This is a genomic window from Vibrio gelatinilyticus (assembly GCF_022836845.1).
GTDB classification, from domain to species: Bacteria; Pseudomonadota; Gammaproteobacteria; order Enterobacterales; family Vibrionaceae; genus Vibrio; species Vibrio gelatinilyticus.
In genome coordinates, this window is sequence record NZ_JAJNNZ010000007.1 from 60,921 (window position 1) to 77,381 (window position 16,461).

At 44.1% G+C, this 16,461-nt stretch carries 12 protein-coding genes; 6 read left to right on the plus strand and 6 right to left on the minus strand.

Annotation, left to right across the window (positions count from 1 at the left end; genetic code table 11):
- Nucleotides 1-39: 39 nt before the first annotated feature.
- On the minus strand, nt 40-2,052 hold the full coding sequence (locus tag LNL84_RS10510) for an NADPH-dependent 2,4-dienoyl-CoA reductase (protein ID WP_244357198.1): 2,013 nt from the start codon (nt 2,050-2,052) through the stop codon (nt 40-42).
- A 322-nt stretch (nt 2,053-2,374) separates the two neighbouring features.
- Between LNL84_RS10510 and sppA the strand changes: the two genes are divergently transcribed.
- Both sppA and ansA read left to right on the plus strand, forming a co-directional pair.
- The gene (sppA, locus tag LNL84_RS10515) at nt 2,375-4,225 is read left to right on the plus strand and encodes a signal peptide peptidase SppA (protein ID WP_244357199.1); all 1,851 of its coding nucleotides are present in this window, start codon (nt 2,375-2,377) and stop codon (nt 4,223-4,225) included.
- 110 nt (nt 4,226-4,335) lie between these two features.
- Nucleotides 4,336-5,349 (plus strand): asparaginase, encoded by a 1,014-nt coding sequence (gene ansA, locus LNL84_RS10520; RefSeq protein WP_244357200.1) that lies wholly within the window; start codon nt 4,336-4,338, stop codon nt 5,347-5,349.
- Between the two features lie 50 nt (nt 5,350-5,399).
- Here ansA and LNL84_RS10525 read toward each other — a convergent pair whose 3' ends face one another.
- Nucleotides 5,400-5,849: a low molecular weight protein-tyrosine-phosphatase gene (locus tag LNL84_RS10525; protein WP_244357201.1), complete on the minus strand. Its 450-nt coding sequence runs from the start codon at nt 5,847-5,849 to the stop codon at nt 5,400-5,402.
- A gap of 95 nt (nt 5,850-5,944) precedes the next feature.
- On the opposite strand from LNL84_RS10525, the gene cobO reads away from it, so the two are divergent.
- Together cobO and LNL84_RS10535 are read left to right on the plus strand one after the other, a co-directional pair.
- A complete protein-coding gene (gene cobO, locus LNL84_RS10530) occupies nt 5,945-6,553 on the plus strand; it encodes a cob(I)yrinic acid a,c-diamide adenosyltransferase (protein WP_244357202.1) in 609 nt (202 codons plus the stop codon).
- A gap of 308 nt (nt 6,554-6,861) precedes the next feature.
- Nucleotides 6,862-8,070, plus strand: a complete 1,209-nt coding sequence (locus LNL84_RS10535) for a NupC/NupG family nucleoside CNT transporter (RefSeq protein ID WP_244357203.1) — start codon at nt 6,862-6,864, stop codon at nt 8,068-8,070.
- Nucleotides 8,071-8,130: 60 nt separating this feature from the next.
- Here LNL84_RS10535 and LNL84_RS10540 read toward each other — a convergent pair whose 3' ends face one another.
- The 3 genes from LNL84_RS10540 to apbC all read right to left on the minus strand — a co-directional run bounded on the left by LNL84_RS10540 (nt 8,131) and on the right by apbC (nt 12,322).
- Nucleotides 8,131-10,257 carry an AsmA family protein gene (locus tag LNL84_RS10540; protein WP_244357204.1) on the minus strand — a complete coding sequence of 709 codons (2,127 nt, stop codon included), beginning with the start codon at nt 10,255-10,257 and terminating at the stop codon, nt 8,131-8,133.
- 142 nt (nt 10,258-10,399) lie between these two features.
- A complete protein-coding gene (gene udk, locus LNL84_RS10545; RefSeq protein ID WP_244357205.1) occupies nt 10,400-11,041 on the minus strand; it encodes a uridine kinase in 642 nt (213 codons plus the stop codon).
- A 204-nt stretch (nt 11,042-11,245) separates the two neighbouring features.
- The gene (gene apbC, locus LNL84_RS10550; RefSeq protein WP_244357206.1) at nt 11,246-12,322 is read right to left on the minus strand and encodes an iron-sulfur cluster carrier protein ApbC; all 1,077 of its coding nucleotides are present in this window, start codon (nt 12,320-12,322) and stop codon (nt 11,246-11,248) included.
- Nucleotides 12,323-12,479: 157 nt separating this feature from the next.
- Between apbC and metG the strand changes: the two genes are divergently transcribed.
- Together metG and LNL84_RS10560 are read left to right on the plus strand one after the other, a co-directional pair.
- Complete coding sequence (metG, locus tag LNL84_RS10555) at nt 12,480-14,540, plus strand: methionine--tRNA ligase (protein WP_244357207.1); 2,061 nt, start codon at nt 12,480-12,482, stop codon at nt 14,538-14,540.
- 200 nt (nt 14,541-14,740) lie between these two features.
- Nucleotides 14,741-15,547: a hypothetical protein gene (locus LNL84_RS10560; RefSeq protein ID WP_244357208.1), complete on the plus strand. Its 807-nt coding sequence runs from the start codon at nt 14,741-14,743 to the stop codon at nt 15,545-15,547.
- A 26-nt stretch (nt 15,548-15,573) separates the two neighbouring features.
- Here the strand turns inward: LNL84_RS10560 and fadR are convergent, their stop codons facing one another.
- Complete coding sequence (gene fadR / locus LNL84_RS10565) at nt 15,574-16,413, minus strand: fatty acid metabolism transcriptional regulator FadR (protein ID WP_244357209.1); 840 nt, start codon at nt 16,411-16,413, stop codon at nt 15,574-15,576.
- Nucleotides 16,414-16,461 lie beyond the last annotated feature (48 nt).

The window sequence follows — 16,461 nt, forward strand, 5'->3', positions numbered from 1 at the left end:
TTTCACAAATGACAGCCCAATTACGAATAATTATCAATACTAAAGCTTAATCGCCAACTCTACCCCCTGGCGTATGGCACGTACTGCATCCAATTCACCCGCATAATCCGCGCCACCAATAACATGTAAACGCTCACCAAACTCACTCCATTTATCTTCAAATGGTCTTACTGACTCCTGGCCAGCACAGATAATCACTTTGTCGGCCTCTAGCAATTGGTGTTCACCCTTAACGGTAATATGTAGGCCTTTTTCATCGATTTTATCGTAACTCACGCCACCGAGAAGATTAACTCCCCGTTTTTCCAATGTACGTTTGTGGATCCAGCCTGTTGTCTTGCCGGGACCTTTGCCTACCCTGCCAGGTCTTCTTTGCAACACCCAAACCGTTTTATCGCTTGCTTCATCAGGGAATGGGAATAGCCCTCCTGGGTGCTCAATCTCTTTGTCGATGCCCCATTCATGAAGCCAATCGTCTAAGCTATGCTCTTTTGGCTCAGTGAGCATTGAGGCGATATCAACCCCAATTCCACCAGCACCTACAATCGCGACGCTGTTACCCGGGTAAATTTTGTCACGGATCAGTGTCTGATAGTCGATGACTTTATCTGATGTGGTCAAGCCTTCTATACTTGGGATACGTGGTTGAACACCTGTGGAAAGAACAACTTCATCGTATTCGGCAAGTAAATCAAAATTGGCTTCTGTATCGAGGTGTAATTTCACGCCCGTTTCGTCAATTCGGTTGGCAAAGTAACGAATCGTTTCGCGAAACTCCTCTTTACCCGGTATTTGCATTGCTAATCGGAACTGGCCGCCAATTCGGTCATTCTTCTCAAAGAGATCAACCGAGTGGCCCTTCTCGGCTAACGTCGTAGCACAAGCTAGCCCCGCTGGCCCTGCGCCCACCACGGCAATATTCTTACTTGTTTTCGCTGGCTCAACATTAATTTCAGTTTCGTAACACGCTCTTGGGTTCACCAGACAAGTTGAGCGTTTACCTTTGAACACATTGTCCAAACACGCTTGGTTACAACCAATACAGGTATTGATTAGCTGCGCTTTATTCTCAACGGCTTTTTGTACAAATAGAGGGTCTGCGAGAAACGGTCTCGCCATAGACACCATGTCGGCATGCCCTTCACTGAGAACCCTTTCTGCCTCATCAGGTGTATTAATTCGGTTGGTTGTGACTACTGGTACAGAAAGATGAGGACGAATTTTTTCGGTCACCCAGGTAAACGCAGCTCTAGGAACCTGAGTTGCGATGGTCGGAATGCGCGCTTCGTGCCAACCGATACCAGTATTAATAATGGTCACCCCCGCTTCTTCGAGCGCCTTACCTAAGGTAACAACTTCGTCAAATGTACTGCCCTGCTCAACTAAATCGAGCATAGAAAGACGGAAGATTATAATGAACTCTTTACCCGCGGCTTTGCGCACGGCTTTAACAATCTCAACCGCCAAACGAATGCGGTTTTCATAGCTTCCACCCCATTCGTCGTAACGTACATTAGTACGTTTACAGATAAATTGATTAATGAAATAGCCTTCGGAGCCCATGATCTCTACCCCATCGTAACCCGCCAATTGCGCTAGGCTGGCACTGTTAGCGTAAGCATCGATCGTCTTGCGTATTTGTCGACTGCTCATTTCGTGGGGTGCAAATTTCGCGATTGGTGCCTTAATATTTGAGGCACTTTGCGCGAATGGGTGCATTGCATAACGTCCTGCATGCAGAAGTTGCAAAGCGATTTTAGCGTCATGTTTATGTACTGCGTCTGTAACTACTTTATGAGCCTTAGCATGTTTAGGTTTACTAAACTCGGAACTAAAAGGATGTAAGCGACCGCGGAAATTCGGTGAAAAACCGCCCGTCACAATTAGGCCGACACCACCTTTCGCTCTCTCTTCATAAAACGCGGCAAGCTTACCTAATCCCTCTTTATGTTCTTCAAGACCGGTGTGCATTGAGCCCATCAACACTCGGTTTTTGAGTTGGGTAAATCCTAAATCCAGTGGCTTCAGTAAATTTGGATACTTGGCAGACATCACTTCATCCTTATAGTTGTGGTCTGACCAGACTATTACTCACACTGTAAAAAAGCAACCACTTGGTTACATTTTGATAACATAAAACAGGTTTATTTTTGATTTCTTTGAACTTAATCTATGATGACAGCTCAGCTATTTTTATCAATTTGGTAAAAAGTATTGAGCTTTCAAATCGACAAAAGCGCTTTAATCGCCTAAGAATCAGGCCCAACTATAACTCATAAACACAAACCGTTTTGTATTTCATTAGTTTAAGACACCAACTAAACTAGGATTGTAGCCATTTTAACGTTCACCAATGTTGTGACGTGGAGAGAGAATGAAAACAGTATTTCGCTATATCGGCCTTTTCTTTAAAGGCATATGGAAGGTCATCAACTTTACAAGACTTGCCATCATTAACCTATTGTTCTTTGCCATCATTGCGATGCTGTATTTTGCGTTCACCCATGTAGAGCCTGCGAGCACAGAGGAAAAAACCAAGTCTGCTCTGGTGCTCAATTTGTCAGGGCCTATCGTAGAACAGAGCCGTTACTTTACTCCTATGGATTCCTTTACTGGATCTTTGTTTGGTAAGGATCTGCCCAAGGAGAATGTACTGTTTGATATCGTTGACAGCATTCGCCATGCGTCAACGGACGACAATATTTCCGGGCTGGTGCTGTCATTAAAAGAAATGCCTGAAACCAGCCTCACTAAACTACGTTACATTGCTAAGGCGATAAACGAGTTTAAAGCAACTGGTAAGCCTGTTTATGCTTATGGCGCTTTCTACAACCAAAGCCAATATTACTTATCAAGCTACGCCGATACCATCTTCCTTGCCCCTGATGGCGCAGTGCTTATAAAAGGCTACAGCGCCTATAGTATGTACTTTAAATCATTGCTCGAGAAGTTAGATGTCACCACACACGTATTTCGCGTCGGCACCTACAAGTCGGCAGTGGAGCCTTTCTTACGTGATGATATGTCTGACGAAGCTAAAGAAAGCGCAAGACGTTGGGTTACCCAACTTTGGGAAGCGTATGTCGAAGATGTCGCAACCAACCGTCAAATTTCCCCAGCTACGTTGAACCCAGACATGGACCAATTCTTGGCATTATTGAAAAATGTTGATGGTGACCTCGCTAAACTATCTCAACAGTTGGGGCTTGTCGATGAACTAGCGACACGCCAACAAGTCAATCAAAGTATGGTGGAGGCTTTCGGTAGTGATAACAAAGGTGGCTTTAATGCCATCGGCTATTATCGCTATCAGGCCGAAATGCCACGTAAGATACCAGAGCATGATGAGTCCATTGCCGTGGTTGTCGCCAGCGGTTCGATCATGGATGGCAAGCAACCTCGCGGCACCATTGGCGGTGATACTACGGCAGCCTTGCTTAAACAAGCTCGCGAAAATAAAAAAGTAAAATCTGTGGTGTTAAGAGTAGATAGCCCTGGCGGTAGCGCTTTTGCATCAGAAGTCATTCGCAATGAAGTGGCTGCACTGCGCAAAGCGGGAAAACCTGTTGTGGTTTCCATGTCAAGCGTCGCGGCATCTGGCGGCTATTGGATCTCAATGAGTGCCGACAAAATCATTGCACAACCGACATCGATCACTGGCTCCATCGGCATATTCAGTGTGGTAACGACCTTTGAAAAAGGGCTAGATGAAATTGGAGTACATACTGACGGGGTTGGCACTTCTCCATTCTCGGGCGTAGGTTTCGCTAGTGGCCTATCAAAAGGGGCGAGCCAAGCATTCCAAATGGGCATAGAAAACGGCTACAAACGCTTCATCGGTCTTGTAGCGGATAATCGCAGCCTTTCCGTCGAGCAAGTTGACAAAGTGGCTCAAGGACGAGTCTGGACCGGAAAAGATGCTTTAGAACATAGGCTTATTGACCAAATTGGCGATTTTGATGACGCTGTGGACGAAGCCGCTAAACTCGCTCAATTGGAAACTTATGATATTTATTGGGTTGAAGAGCCACTAACACCCGCTCAGCAATTTGTACAGGATATGATGCAGCAAGTCAGTATTAGTCTGGGATTAAACATAGAATCTTTGGTACCCAAAAGCCTTCTACCTGTGGCCAAGCAGTTTCAACAACACACTACATTACTTGACACCTTGAATGACCCGAAGGGTCAATACGTACTTTGTCTTACCTGTAACCTAGAATAACGACCATTCATACTGATAAAACCAATAAAGAGCGGCCATTACGGTGGCTCTTTGTTGGTTTTTCGCTATAATCTCGCCAATTACAGTCCCTTTATTCAGTGGCACTTTTCATGACTAGAAAACACATCTATATCGCATACACCGGCGGTACCATTGGTATGCAAAAATCAGCGCATGGCTACATTCCTGTTGCTGGCTTTATGGAAAAACAGTTGGCTGGTATGCCCGAGTTTCATCGACCAGAGATGCCTGAATTTACCATTCATGAATATGAACCACTGATCGACTCTTCTGATATGACGCCAGCGGATTGGCAACAAATCGCCGATGATATTCGTGACAATTACGACAAATACGATGGTTTCGTTATCTTGCATGGCACGGATACGATGGCGTACACCGCATCTGCGCTATCCTTTATGCTCGAAAATTTAGGAAAACCTGTCATTGTTACGGGTTCGCAAATACCTTTGGCGGAGCTTCGCTCGGATGGTCAAGCAAACCTTCTCAACGCGCTTCATATCGCAGCAAATTACCCGATCAATGAAGTCACTTTGTTCTTCAATAACCAATTGATGCGCGGCAACCGCAGCACTAAATCGCACGCCGATGGTTTCAATGCCTTTACATCGCCCAATATGCCTCCGCTACTTGAAGCTGGTATCAACATTCAACTGAGCAGCGGCGTCGAGATCAACAAGACTCCCGCTAGTGACTTCAAGGTGCATGATATTACGCCGCAACCTATTGGTGTCATAACCATGTATCCGGGCATCTCTCACGAGGTCATTCGCAACACACTGCTGCAACCCGTTAATGCCATGATTTTATTGACTTTTGGTGTTGGAAATGCTCCACAAAACCCTGAGCTATTAGCGCATTTAAAAGAGGCATCTGAACGGGGCGTTATTGTGGTGAATTTAACACAATGCCTAGCAGGTAAGGTCAATATGGATGGATACGCCACTGGTTGTGCGCTCGCCGATGCTGGTGTTATAAGCGGATTCGATATGACACCGGAAGCGGCTTTAGCTAAATTGCACTACTTATTGAGTCAAGGGTTAGATTATGAAGAGGTCAAGTCGCAAATGCTTGAGGTCCTTCGCGGTGAAATGAGCCAGTAACCCTGACAGTATCATTAAACAAAAACGCAGCATGCGCTGCGTTTTTAGATTTAAAGCTTTGCCAACACTGCATCAGCTGCATCTTCTATTAAATCCAGCACCAACTCAAACCCCTGTTCACCGCCATAATATGGATCGGGGATCTCGTCATGACTTGAATTACCATGACTCAGGAATAGTGAAAGCTTGTATTTTAAATGGTGCGGACATCGTTTCTTGAGATCGGTAAGGTTGTCTCTATCCGCCGCCAAAATCATATCAAAGAGTTCAAAATCATCTTCGTTAACTTGTCGTGCACGGATACCTGAAAAAGAGTAGCCTCTAGCTTCACCCGCCTGACGCGATCTTTTGTCTGGAGGATTTCCATGGTGATAACCAATCGTGCCGGCTGAATCGATTATCACATCTATCGCTTTCTTCTCAGCCCTCGCTCTGAGAACCGCCTCACCTGTGGGAGAACGACAAATATTGCCCATGCATACAACTAGCACTCGTTTCATGTGATTATCCTTAACTTTTGTCTTGTTTTTTTCTCTCTCTATTTCATTATCATATACTTAAACACTTACTAATTGCAGCTACCCAAGGAATAACCATGTCATTGTCGGATGAGCAAAAACAACAGCGTCATAAAGCACGTCAACAAAAAGTAAAAGAGAACGTCGATAAAAAAATTGCCCATGCCCAGCAAGAGAAAGGACTACTGCTGGTTATTACAGGTAACGGCAAAGGAAAATCAACTTCTGGCTTTGGTACGATTGCGCGTGCGGTAGGGCATGATAAAAAATGTGCCGTTGCTCAGTTTATAAAGGGGACTTGGGAAAACGGCGAACGTAACCTTCTTGAGAAATTAGGTGTCGAATTTCAAGTGATGGCAACTGGGTTTACCTGGGAAACTCAAAATAAAGCTGGGGATACCGAAGCTGCACAGCTCGTTTGGCAAGAATGTAAAAGAATGCTCAACGACGACTCCCTTGATGTCATCTTGTTTGACGAGCTCACCTATATGGTGAGTTACGGTTACATTGATCTTGATGAAGTGGTTAAAGCACTGACCAATCGGCCTAAGATGCAGTCTGTTATTATCACCGGACGTGGTGCACACCGTGAGTTGATTGATCTAGCCGATACCGTTTCAGAAGTCAAAAATATCAAACACGCCTTCGAGTCGGGCGTAAAAGCGCTAAAAGGTGTGGACTGGTAGGTTAACTATCGAACAACCTTATAGATCACAGATAAAAATGAGATGAAGATCTCGTTTTTATCTGTATACTCCTCTCCGTTTGCTCAGAACGTCTAAACGGGCAACAACCAATACAAGCCGTCACCAAGGAACCGTGAACGACCCCAAGGATTTGGACCAGCTTCAGATTTCGCTTGTAAAGGTACATCAATGAAAAACTTATTCTCTTACCACTCCTTGTGGCTTCCTGCACTACCTATCGTTTCCTCTTGGGGATCACAGCCCGCTTTTTTTAATTCTACTTTCATAGCTACGTACCGAGGGTAATCATGAATATTTTATCCGGATTTATCGGTATTCTTACCCTTCTTTTTATCGCCTTTCTATTTTCAGAAAATAGAAAAGCAATTAATTGGAAAATTGTCAGCCGAGCCTTATTACTTCAAACCCTTTTCGCTGCGTTTGTTCTCTACTTTCCTGTAGGACAGCATGCACTTGGGGCGCTGAGCAACGGCGTTGCTAAAATTCTGAGCTTTTCAGATATTGGTATTCAATTCCTATTTGGCGATCTTGCTAATGAAGGTTTTATTTTTGCTATCAGAGTACTTCCTATTATTGTTGTGGTCAGTGCGCTGATCTCTGCCCTGTATTACCTAGGTATAATGCAAATGGTCATTCGTTTTATTGGCGGCGGCGTTCAGCGTTTCTTAGGGACATCTAAGCCCGAGTCTTTAGTGGCTACCGGGAACATTTTTCTTTCCCAAAGTGAGTCTCCGCTGCTCGTGCGTCCATTCTTGCCTACCATGACCCGATCTGAGCTGTTTGCCGTTATGGCTGGTGGTATGGCATCGGTTGCTGGTAGTGTTCTTGGTGGTTACGCGGGGCTTGGCGTCGAGTTAAAATACCTTATTGCTGCAAGCTTTATGGCGGCACCAGGCTCTTTGCTTATGGCTAAATTGCTGGTTCCTGAGCAACAAACTCCAGCTTCTCATGACACAATCGAACTTAGCTGTGGCGAACACAGTAACCTGATTGATGCATTAGCCGCTGGTGCCATGAATGGTATGAAAGTCGCCGTCGCCGTCGGTACTATGCTAATTGCTTTTGTCAGTGTCATAGCAATGGCCAACGCAGGCATTGAATCGACACTAGACCTTGTTGGTGTCGAAGGCGTGAGCTTACAGACCATTTTTGGCTACGTGTTCGCGCCTATTGCTTGGGTCATTGGTGTTGAGCAAAGTGAAATGTTGCTTGCTGGCTCGTTCATTGGTCAAAAAGTTGTCATGAATGAGTTTGTGGCATTTATTGATTTCATACAGCACCAGGCAACGCTAAGTGAGCACTCTAAGGTCATTATTACTTTTGCGCTTTGTGGATTTGCTAACATTGGCTCTGTCGCTATCCAGCTTGGAGCCATCGGGATCATGTCTCCAGAAAGACGCTCTGAGGTTGCTAACCTAGGCTTGAAAGCGGTATTGGCAGGAACGCTCGCAAATTTAATGAGTGCTTGTCTTGCAGGCATATTTGTTACTTTGTAGTTCACTGGCATAAAGAAACGGTGTTGATATCAACACCGTTTCTTTCGTTAACCACAAATGTTAATTGAATAGCCCTTTTAGCAAACCATCCACGGCTTTCTTGGTCTTTTCATCTTTGATACCAAGGCGCTCTGTCGCTCGCTCAACTTCTTTTTTCGCTTTTTGCTTCAATACATCATCAAAAATTAACGCAAATTTCGGATCCGCCCACTGACCGGTGACTTTAATTGGAATCGTCACATCTCGCAATTCAGTGATCTGTTTGCCACCTTGACCTTCAAGGGTACCTACCACTGAGGTACGCACTAAGAAGTCCACGGTTTCATTCAGATAATTGGCACTGCCAGATCCTTCTATACGTAAAAGGGGCGACTCGGCTTTCATGTCATTAGTACTTACAATCCCTTTATTAAGTTTGAGCGTGGCACGCATTGCGCTGAAGTCTGTTTTCTTTGGTTCACTACTCGCTGAGACTCTCTGCCCTTGAATTTTCGCATAGGTATCGCGAATCATTTGTGCGATGTTAATACCATTAACAGCACCATCCAAAAAATTTATCTTTACGGTACCAACCAGATTATTCTTAATTCCTGTAGTCGTTAAGCTTTTTCCCGACACATCGACATCAATATTACCGGTTCCTTCTAACTTATCATTGTCCATAACATCAATAAGCAGTGGCTGAACTTTGACACCTTTAATGCGTTTTACCGCAGAATAAGTAGCCGGCGAAGTATTAGCATTAAGCTTCGCTTTAGCACTAATCGAGCCTCCGTAAAGCTGAGAACTGAATGAGGTGAGTTCAGCAACGCCTCTATTGACATAAAAATCCGCTTTCACTTTCTGCATATGAGCATTAGCTGCTTTAAATTTGTCGATACTAATAATGCCCTTAATGTCCAAGTTTGTTAAAGCCGATAGATCAGGCTCTACTTCCTGGTTTTGCGCTGGCGGGCTGGTATTTTCTGGCTTGCTCTCACTCTGAGATCCATCAGTGTCTGAAGCTGGCGATGAAGTACTCGCTTGCGCTGAGGATGCGTTAAGTGCGTCAACGTCAATATTTGGGCTATGAAGCGCAAAACGTATTTTAGGAATTTCAGCTAGTTGCACTGTGGCTTTGCCGTCTAACTCAATTTGATTGACGGTTAACTTATGCAAAACGAAATCAAGAAAACTCTTATCGAGATCAAAGCTGAGATCCGAAGACATCGCAATATCGGTTGGTGATTGTGGCAATGACGTCCCTTCAAGAGTGGCCTCTAGTTGCAAAGCGTCGACTTTCGCCAGCGTGATTGCTTTATTAATGGTTAAGCCAAGGCTGCCCTTGGCATTAAAATCCATATCCGGAGAAGATCCACTGACTTGATAAGTCATCGCGTTGACGGTGTCGAACACGAAGCTCTCTAGAGTAATCTGAGCGCTTTCAATGGTATTTCCGGCATCAGCATAGGAGGCATTGAACTCAATATTTCGCAAGTCATATTCTACAAAATTCTGGCTAAGCTTAAATTCAGCCGATCCCGTCGCAGCGAAGCTCTGTTCATTGGATTTGCCTTTGGCTTGAAAGTTCGCCGTTGTCCATTGGTCAGCAACAAATTCAGATACCGTTAGGCCAACATCAAAGAGCTGTGTCGAAGCCCCTGTTTGTTGATTACGAATGTCAAGCAGCGCATTCGAGACCGTTACACCTGACAAAGCAATAGACCATTCTTGAGCAGCTTGTGTTTCATCCGCTGGTTGCGATGCCGATTCATTGGATGTCGTCTGTTGCGAAGTGGCTTCTGTTTGTGTACTTGCTTTGGAGAAAGCATCAAGGTTACTTTCTCCATTTTTCAACGTTTCAATATAGACTTGAGCGCCATCAAAAACCACGCTGCCAATTTCAAGCCTTTTGTCTAATAAAGGCATGACACTGACGCTCACCCCGACTTGTTTTACAGTAAACAAATCAGGGTTAGTGAAACCGCTAGGGTTGTTCAGCCTTGTTTCACCTAGCTGAAAACCCAAGCTTGGGAAGAACTGCCAACCAATATCGCCGTCAATTACCAACTCTAAACCCGTTTGGTTTCGAACTTGGTCTGCAATAAGGGGTTTGAATTGATTAGGATTGACCATAAGCATTAATGCAGCAATTGCGAGAACAACAATGGCGAGTGGTATGGCAATGAAGAGAAACAGTTTTTTCATCAGCAACGTCCTTGCAAACAAAAACAAAAAGTGGCACATAAAGTGCCACTAATGTATTAAAAAATAAAGCCTTATTTGGACACTCTACGAGTATAGTCCAGATGACATCGTGTCACCTCTACAAATAAGTAAACCCTGCTGATTAGGACTTGAGTAATTTTGCAATGTGAGCTTTAAGAACATCGATTGCGATGCGGTTCTTACCACCACGAGGGACAATAATATCGGCATACTGTTTAGATGGTTCAATAAACTGCATAAACATAGGACGAACTGTCTTTTGATACTGTTTCAGCACAGACTCCATTGTACGGCCACGCTCTTCAACATCACGCTTTACACGTCTTAGCAAACAAATGTCTAAAGGGGTGTCCATAAATACGGTTGCATGCATTAGGTCACGAAGACGTGGGTCTGTTAATAGTAAAATGCCTTCTAGGATAATCACTTTTTTCGGTGTAAGCGGCTGTGTATTGTCTGTGCGAGTGTGCTCTGTGTAGCTGTACTCAGGTACCTCAACGGCTTCGCCCTTAGTCAGCTGCTCTAAATGCTGGCAAAGTAGATCATGATCAAGCGCATTGGGATGGTCATAATTAGTTTTTACACGCTCATCCATGCTCAAGTGGCTTTGATCGTTGTAATAGCAATCTTCCGTAATCACACCGATTTGATCATCGCCAACCTTTGCTCGCAATTCATTATAAATGGTACTCGCGATAAGACTTTTTCCAGAAGCGGACGCGCCGGCAATACCTACAATGACGCATTGATTATTATCAGACATTTTTGTTACACCTAGTGCTAAATGGTGGTGAATATTGTACCGAGCTAGCTAAGAACGCTTAAGCACCGCTCGGTATAAGTGCGCTAATTATATGGACAACATTCTCCTTATACCAGTCAAGATCGCAGATATTTGTCGAATCTAACTTTTGTTACACTTAAAGTGTAAGTACGCAATCGTTATCGCCACTAATAGTACTTTACATCACTCAACAAATTTGACTCCGATTGAGTCAGGCTTTGGTTGCCCAGTCCAGTACGCTTGTGCACAAACTCGTTCAGCCAGAGCAAGATACTGAGATTGATGCTCACTTTCTCTGTTACTTGCCATAGTAGGAATACCACTATCGATATCCTCACGAATTTGGATATGTAAGGGGATCTGAGCGAGTAAATTTAGCCCAAATTGACGTGACATATATTCAGCCCCCCCAGAACCAAAGATATGCTCTTTAGAGCCGCACTGGCTGCAAATGTGATAGCTCATGTTTTCAACTACGCCAAGCACCGGTACTGAGACCTTCTCGAACATTGCTGCGCCCTTAATCGCATCGGCGAGAGCAAGATCTTGTGGCGTTGTTACGATAATGGCTCCGGTCACCGGTATTTGCTGGGACAACGTCAGTTGAATGTCACCAGTGCCGGGGGGCATATCGATCACCAAAATATCCAGGTCTGGCCATTCGGTTTCATTGAGAAGCTGAACCAAAGCTTTAGAGGCCATTGGCCCACGCCAAATAGCGGCTTCACTCTCGTCAACTAAGTAGCCTATCGATTGTGTATAAATACCATGAGCTTCCACGGGCTGCATCCACTTGCCATCTCTGACCTCTGGCTTTGCGTCACGCGTGCCTAACATCAATGGTACCGATGGCCCATAAACATCCGCATCGAGTAAACCGACTTTTGCGCCCAATTGGTTCATAGCTAGTGCCAAATTCACCGCCGTGGTCGATTTTCCGACGCCACCTTTTGCCGACGTCACCGCAATTACATTTTTGACCCCTTTAACCGCCCCACCATTTTGAGATTCTAGAGTTTGAGTGATGGCCTTGACGCTAAACTCAAACGGTGCAACAAGCGATTGCTGTTGCTGGCTACTGATCCAAGCTGAAATCTCATCCACTAAGCTCTTACTTGCAAATGGCAAGGTAATTTCAAAAGTGCCATCGTGAGTAACACGCACCAAATTAGCGATCTCATTCCAACCGCTCATTAAATTTTTTGCTTCGAACTGTCCGAGCCACGAGCAAAATTCCTGTTTAGATTTAAACGTCTGCATAAAGCCTCCTGTTTTCTGCCATGCTATCACCGTGGCTTGGTAATCAGAACCCTAAAAAAGTTATGGGAATCCACTCTCAGACAACTTGGAGTCGTGACTGTCATCATGTAATATTAGCGATTAATTCAATGTTTATGACTGAAGCGAATAAAAAAGTATGGCAACTGATCCAAGAAAACTATTGGTAACCTGCGCCCTTCCCTATGCTAATGGTTCTATCCACTTAGGACACATGCTAGAACATATCCAAGCGGATATCTGGGTACGCTACCAACGCCTACGTGGCAACACAGTAAATTTCATTTGTGCTGACGATGCTCACGGCACACCAATTATGCTGAAAGCTCAGCAAATGGGGATCACGCCTGAAGAAATGATCGCGGCAGTTAGTGAAGAGCACCAAAAAGACTTTGCTGGTTTCGATATTAGCTTCGATAACTACCATAGCACACACAGCGAAGAGAACCGTGAGCTTGCTTCTCATATCTATTTAGAGCTTAAGAAAAACGGTTTTATCTCTAGTCGTACTATTTCTCAGCTCTTTGACCCTGAAAAAGAAATGTTTTTGCCAGACCGTTTTGTGAAAGGTACTTGCCCTAAGTGTAAGTCTGAAGACCAATACGGGGATAACTGCGACAATTGTGGCGAAACCTACAGCCCAACAGAATTGATTGATCCCAAGTCTGCTGTATCAGGCGCAACACCAGTAATGAAAGATTCTGAGCACTTTTTCTTCGACTTGCCACAATTTGAAAGCATGCTTAAAGAGTGGACTCGCTCAGGCTCTTTACAAACTGAAACTGCAAATAAAATGCAAGAGTGGTTCGAATCTGGATTGCAACAGTGGGATATCTCTCGTGATGCACCTTACTTTGGTTTTGAAATCCCTGGCGAAAAAGATAAGTTCTTCTACGTTTGGCTAGACGCACCTATCGGTTACATGGGTTCATTTAAAAACCTTTGTGACAAACGTGATGATCTTGATTTCAACGAGTATTGGAATAAAGACAGTAACACCGAGCTATACCACTTCATTGGTAAAGACATCGTATATTTCCACAGTCTATTTTGGCCTGCAATGCTAGAAGGCTCTGGTTTCCGTAAGCCAAATAACGTTTTTGTTCACGGTTACGTGACGGTTAACGGCGCAAAAATGTCTAAGTCAAAAGGCACATTCGTTAAAGCGAGCACTTACCTTGAGCACCTAGATCCAGAGTGCCTGCGTTACTACTACGCCGCCAAACTCAATAGCCGTATTGACGATCTTGACCTTAACCTTGAAGACTTCACTCAACGTGTAAACGCTGATGTTGTAAACAAAATTGTTAACCTCGCGTCTCGAAATGCCGGTTTCATCAGCAAGCGTTTCGAAGGCAAGCTATCTGAACACTTCGCCGAGCCTGAGCTTTACGACGATTTCGTCGCTGCAGCGGAACGCATTGCTGAGCTCTACGAAGCTCGCGAATTTGGCCGTGCCATTCGTGAAATCACAGCCCTTGCTGACAAAGCCAACCAATATGTAGATGAAAAAGCACCTTGGGTGGTCGCAAAAGAAGAAGGTAAAGATCAAGAACTGCAAGATATCTGCTCGGTCGGAATCAACTTGTTCCGCGTGCTAATAACCTACCTAAAACCGGTCATGCCTGATCTCGCTGCCCGTACAGAAGGTTTCCTAAATGAAGAGTTAACTTGGGATGGCGTTGCTCAACCTTTAACAAATCATGAAATCACTAAGTTCAAGGCGCTATTTAATCGTATTGATCCTAAGAAAGTCGAAGCGATGGTAGAAGCATCAAAAGAGGATGCGGCTAAAGAAATGGCGGCTAAGGAAAAAGCGGAAGCTGAGAAAGAGAAAGCAAGCCAAACAGAGCTAGATAAAGAACCCATTGCTGACGAGATTGAGTTCGATGACTTTGCCAAGGTGGATATGCGTATTGCTCGTATTATTTCTTGTGAAGAAGTACCTAAAGCGAACAAATTGCTTAAATTCCAACTTGATATTGGCGGTGAAACGCGTCAAGTTTTCTCTGGCATAAAATCGGCTTACAAACCTGAAGAGCTCGAGGGCAAGCTAACTGTAATGGTCGCGAACCTCAAACCACGCAAGATGAAATTTGGCATGTCTGAAGGAATGATCCTTGCTGCTGGTCCTGGCGGAAGCGATTTATGGATCCTTGAACCCCATGAAGGCGCTCAACCCGGTATGCGCGTAATGTAAGCACATCGATATCGATAATCCACAAAGCCAGCAATCTGCTGGCTTTTTTCATTTGAACGCCCCAAAAGAGCCATTATTGCACCAACCTTAAGCAAGTGATCGCCTATGTAATTTATAAGCTGTTGATTTTAATAGGTAATAATCTTGGCATTAGCATTGCTACTAAAGTGGTAGATCGCAAACTTTAGTAGGAGGTCAATATGTTTGTTTTCATCTCACTCGCGGTAGCACTGTGCACCTTATTAGGATTAAGTTATGCAGCTAAAAAGCACTCATCTCAGCACGAACACCGCTATCAGTTAATTGTCGCACTGCGTGATATCATCGAAGTTACTCGACAACACCGCAATGCGGCTCATTACACCTTGATGTTTGGTCAAGACAAATCAAGGCATATTACGTTAACGCAGCAAAGACTCACGAAGATGAGCAGTGACCTAATTGAACTGGCTCCGTTTGACAACAAACCGATGTACCGGATTCTTGAGCAAAACATCAAACAGCTATTGGGACGTTGGAGTCAGCTCAATGTCAGTCGCAGTCAAATCGCTCATGGGAAAATCATCCGACATAGTCTTTTGTTAATAGATGATCTTGTTGTCGACTGGATTGCTAACCAATATAGCGATGCTTTAGATATTGAGTATTCACAAACTTGGCAAGGCGTATTTGACTGCCTCGATGCCCTCACACAATTGCGTTTGTGTATCGACTATATTGACAATGAGAAAGGGGATAGCAGGCTTGTACGGAGAATGGAAACATTGCAAAAAAAACTTATTCGGCTAAGTGTCAACACGCCGACTCGAGTACCATCACCAACCAGCAGCTTAGCGATGACAACTTTAGAACAATATATTGAAAACCCTACGACGATTCGAAGCAAAGAAGATATGTACCAACTCACCACCACGTTGTCAGAGGTTATTTTCCTAATTTATGATACAACAATCAATGAAGTCATCCAGGAACTCTACCAACCTCTGCCCAAGACTGCACTCGCTTAAAAAAAAACCGCCTTTCGGCGGTTTTTTTAACTGTCGTCTTCAGTAAAGTTCGAAGGTAGGGTCGTCTTCATATGATTCCAAATCTGACCACTTGCAATACCATAATTACGAATAGCAATAGGAAGCTGCTCTCGATCGCCTGACTGACAAATCTCTAGTAACTCTTTGTAGAAGTTGAGAGCCAATTGGCGTGCTTGTGGGCTAGAAAAATAGTAACTTCCAACACGATCATACAACTTCTTCAAACCATTGAATATTAAACCGTAAATCTGGTTTCCTGAATGGAACGCGAGATGTTGAAATAGCATGTAATCATAAAAATTGAATGTCTTAGCAACCAAGATAGTTTGTCGCTTTGATTCATCACGCTCGTTATCATCTTTTATGCTTTGCTTAATTTTTTCACCAAACGGCGAAGTTTCTACAAAGCGGTCCCAAGATTCTGCCTGAAGCAAAGTCTCACATGATGAAATAACATTCTCTATCGTTTTTTCTGACGTTTCTTTATTCCCTTTAAATGCATAACGCATAAAAATTGGGCTAATATTCGTACGTGCCGCTAGCAAATCTTCTACAATGGATGTCGCATTATCGGCATCTAATGTCATCAGAGTATCCAGGATATGCAAACCAGATGTTTCCATAAACTGATTAACCTTGGTTGGTTTACCATGTTGAATCGTCAGCCAACCATCTCGTGCTAGTCTTTGAAGCACTTCGCGTAATGTAGTTCTCGTCACCCCTATGAGTTCTGAAAGCTCTCGCTCTGCCGGCAGAATTGAGCCAGGTGGAAATCGTCCATTCCAAATACTTTCGATAATATATTTTTCAGCAAACCCTGCTGGGCTCTTCGCCTTTATAACCATTTTGGGGTAAGTCCAATCAGTGTGTTTTGTTCGTAACTAGAACTCATC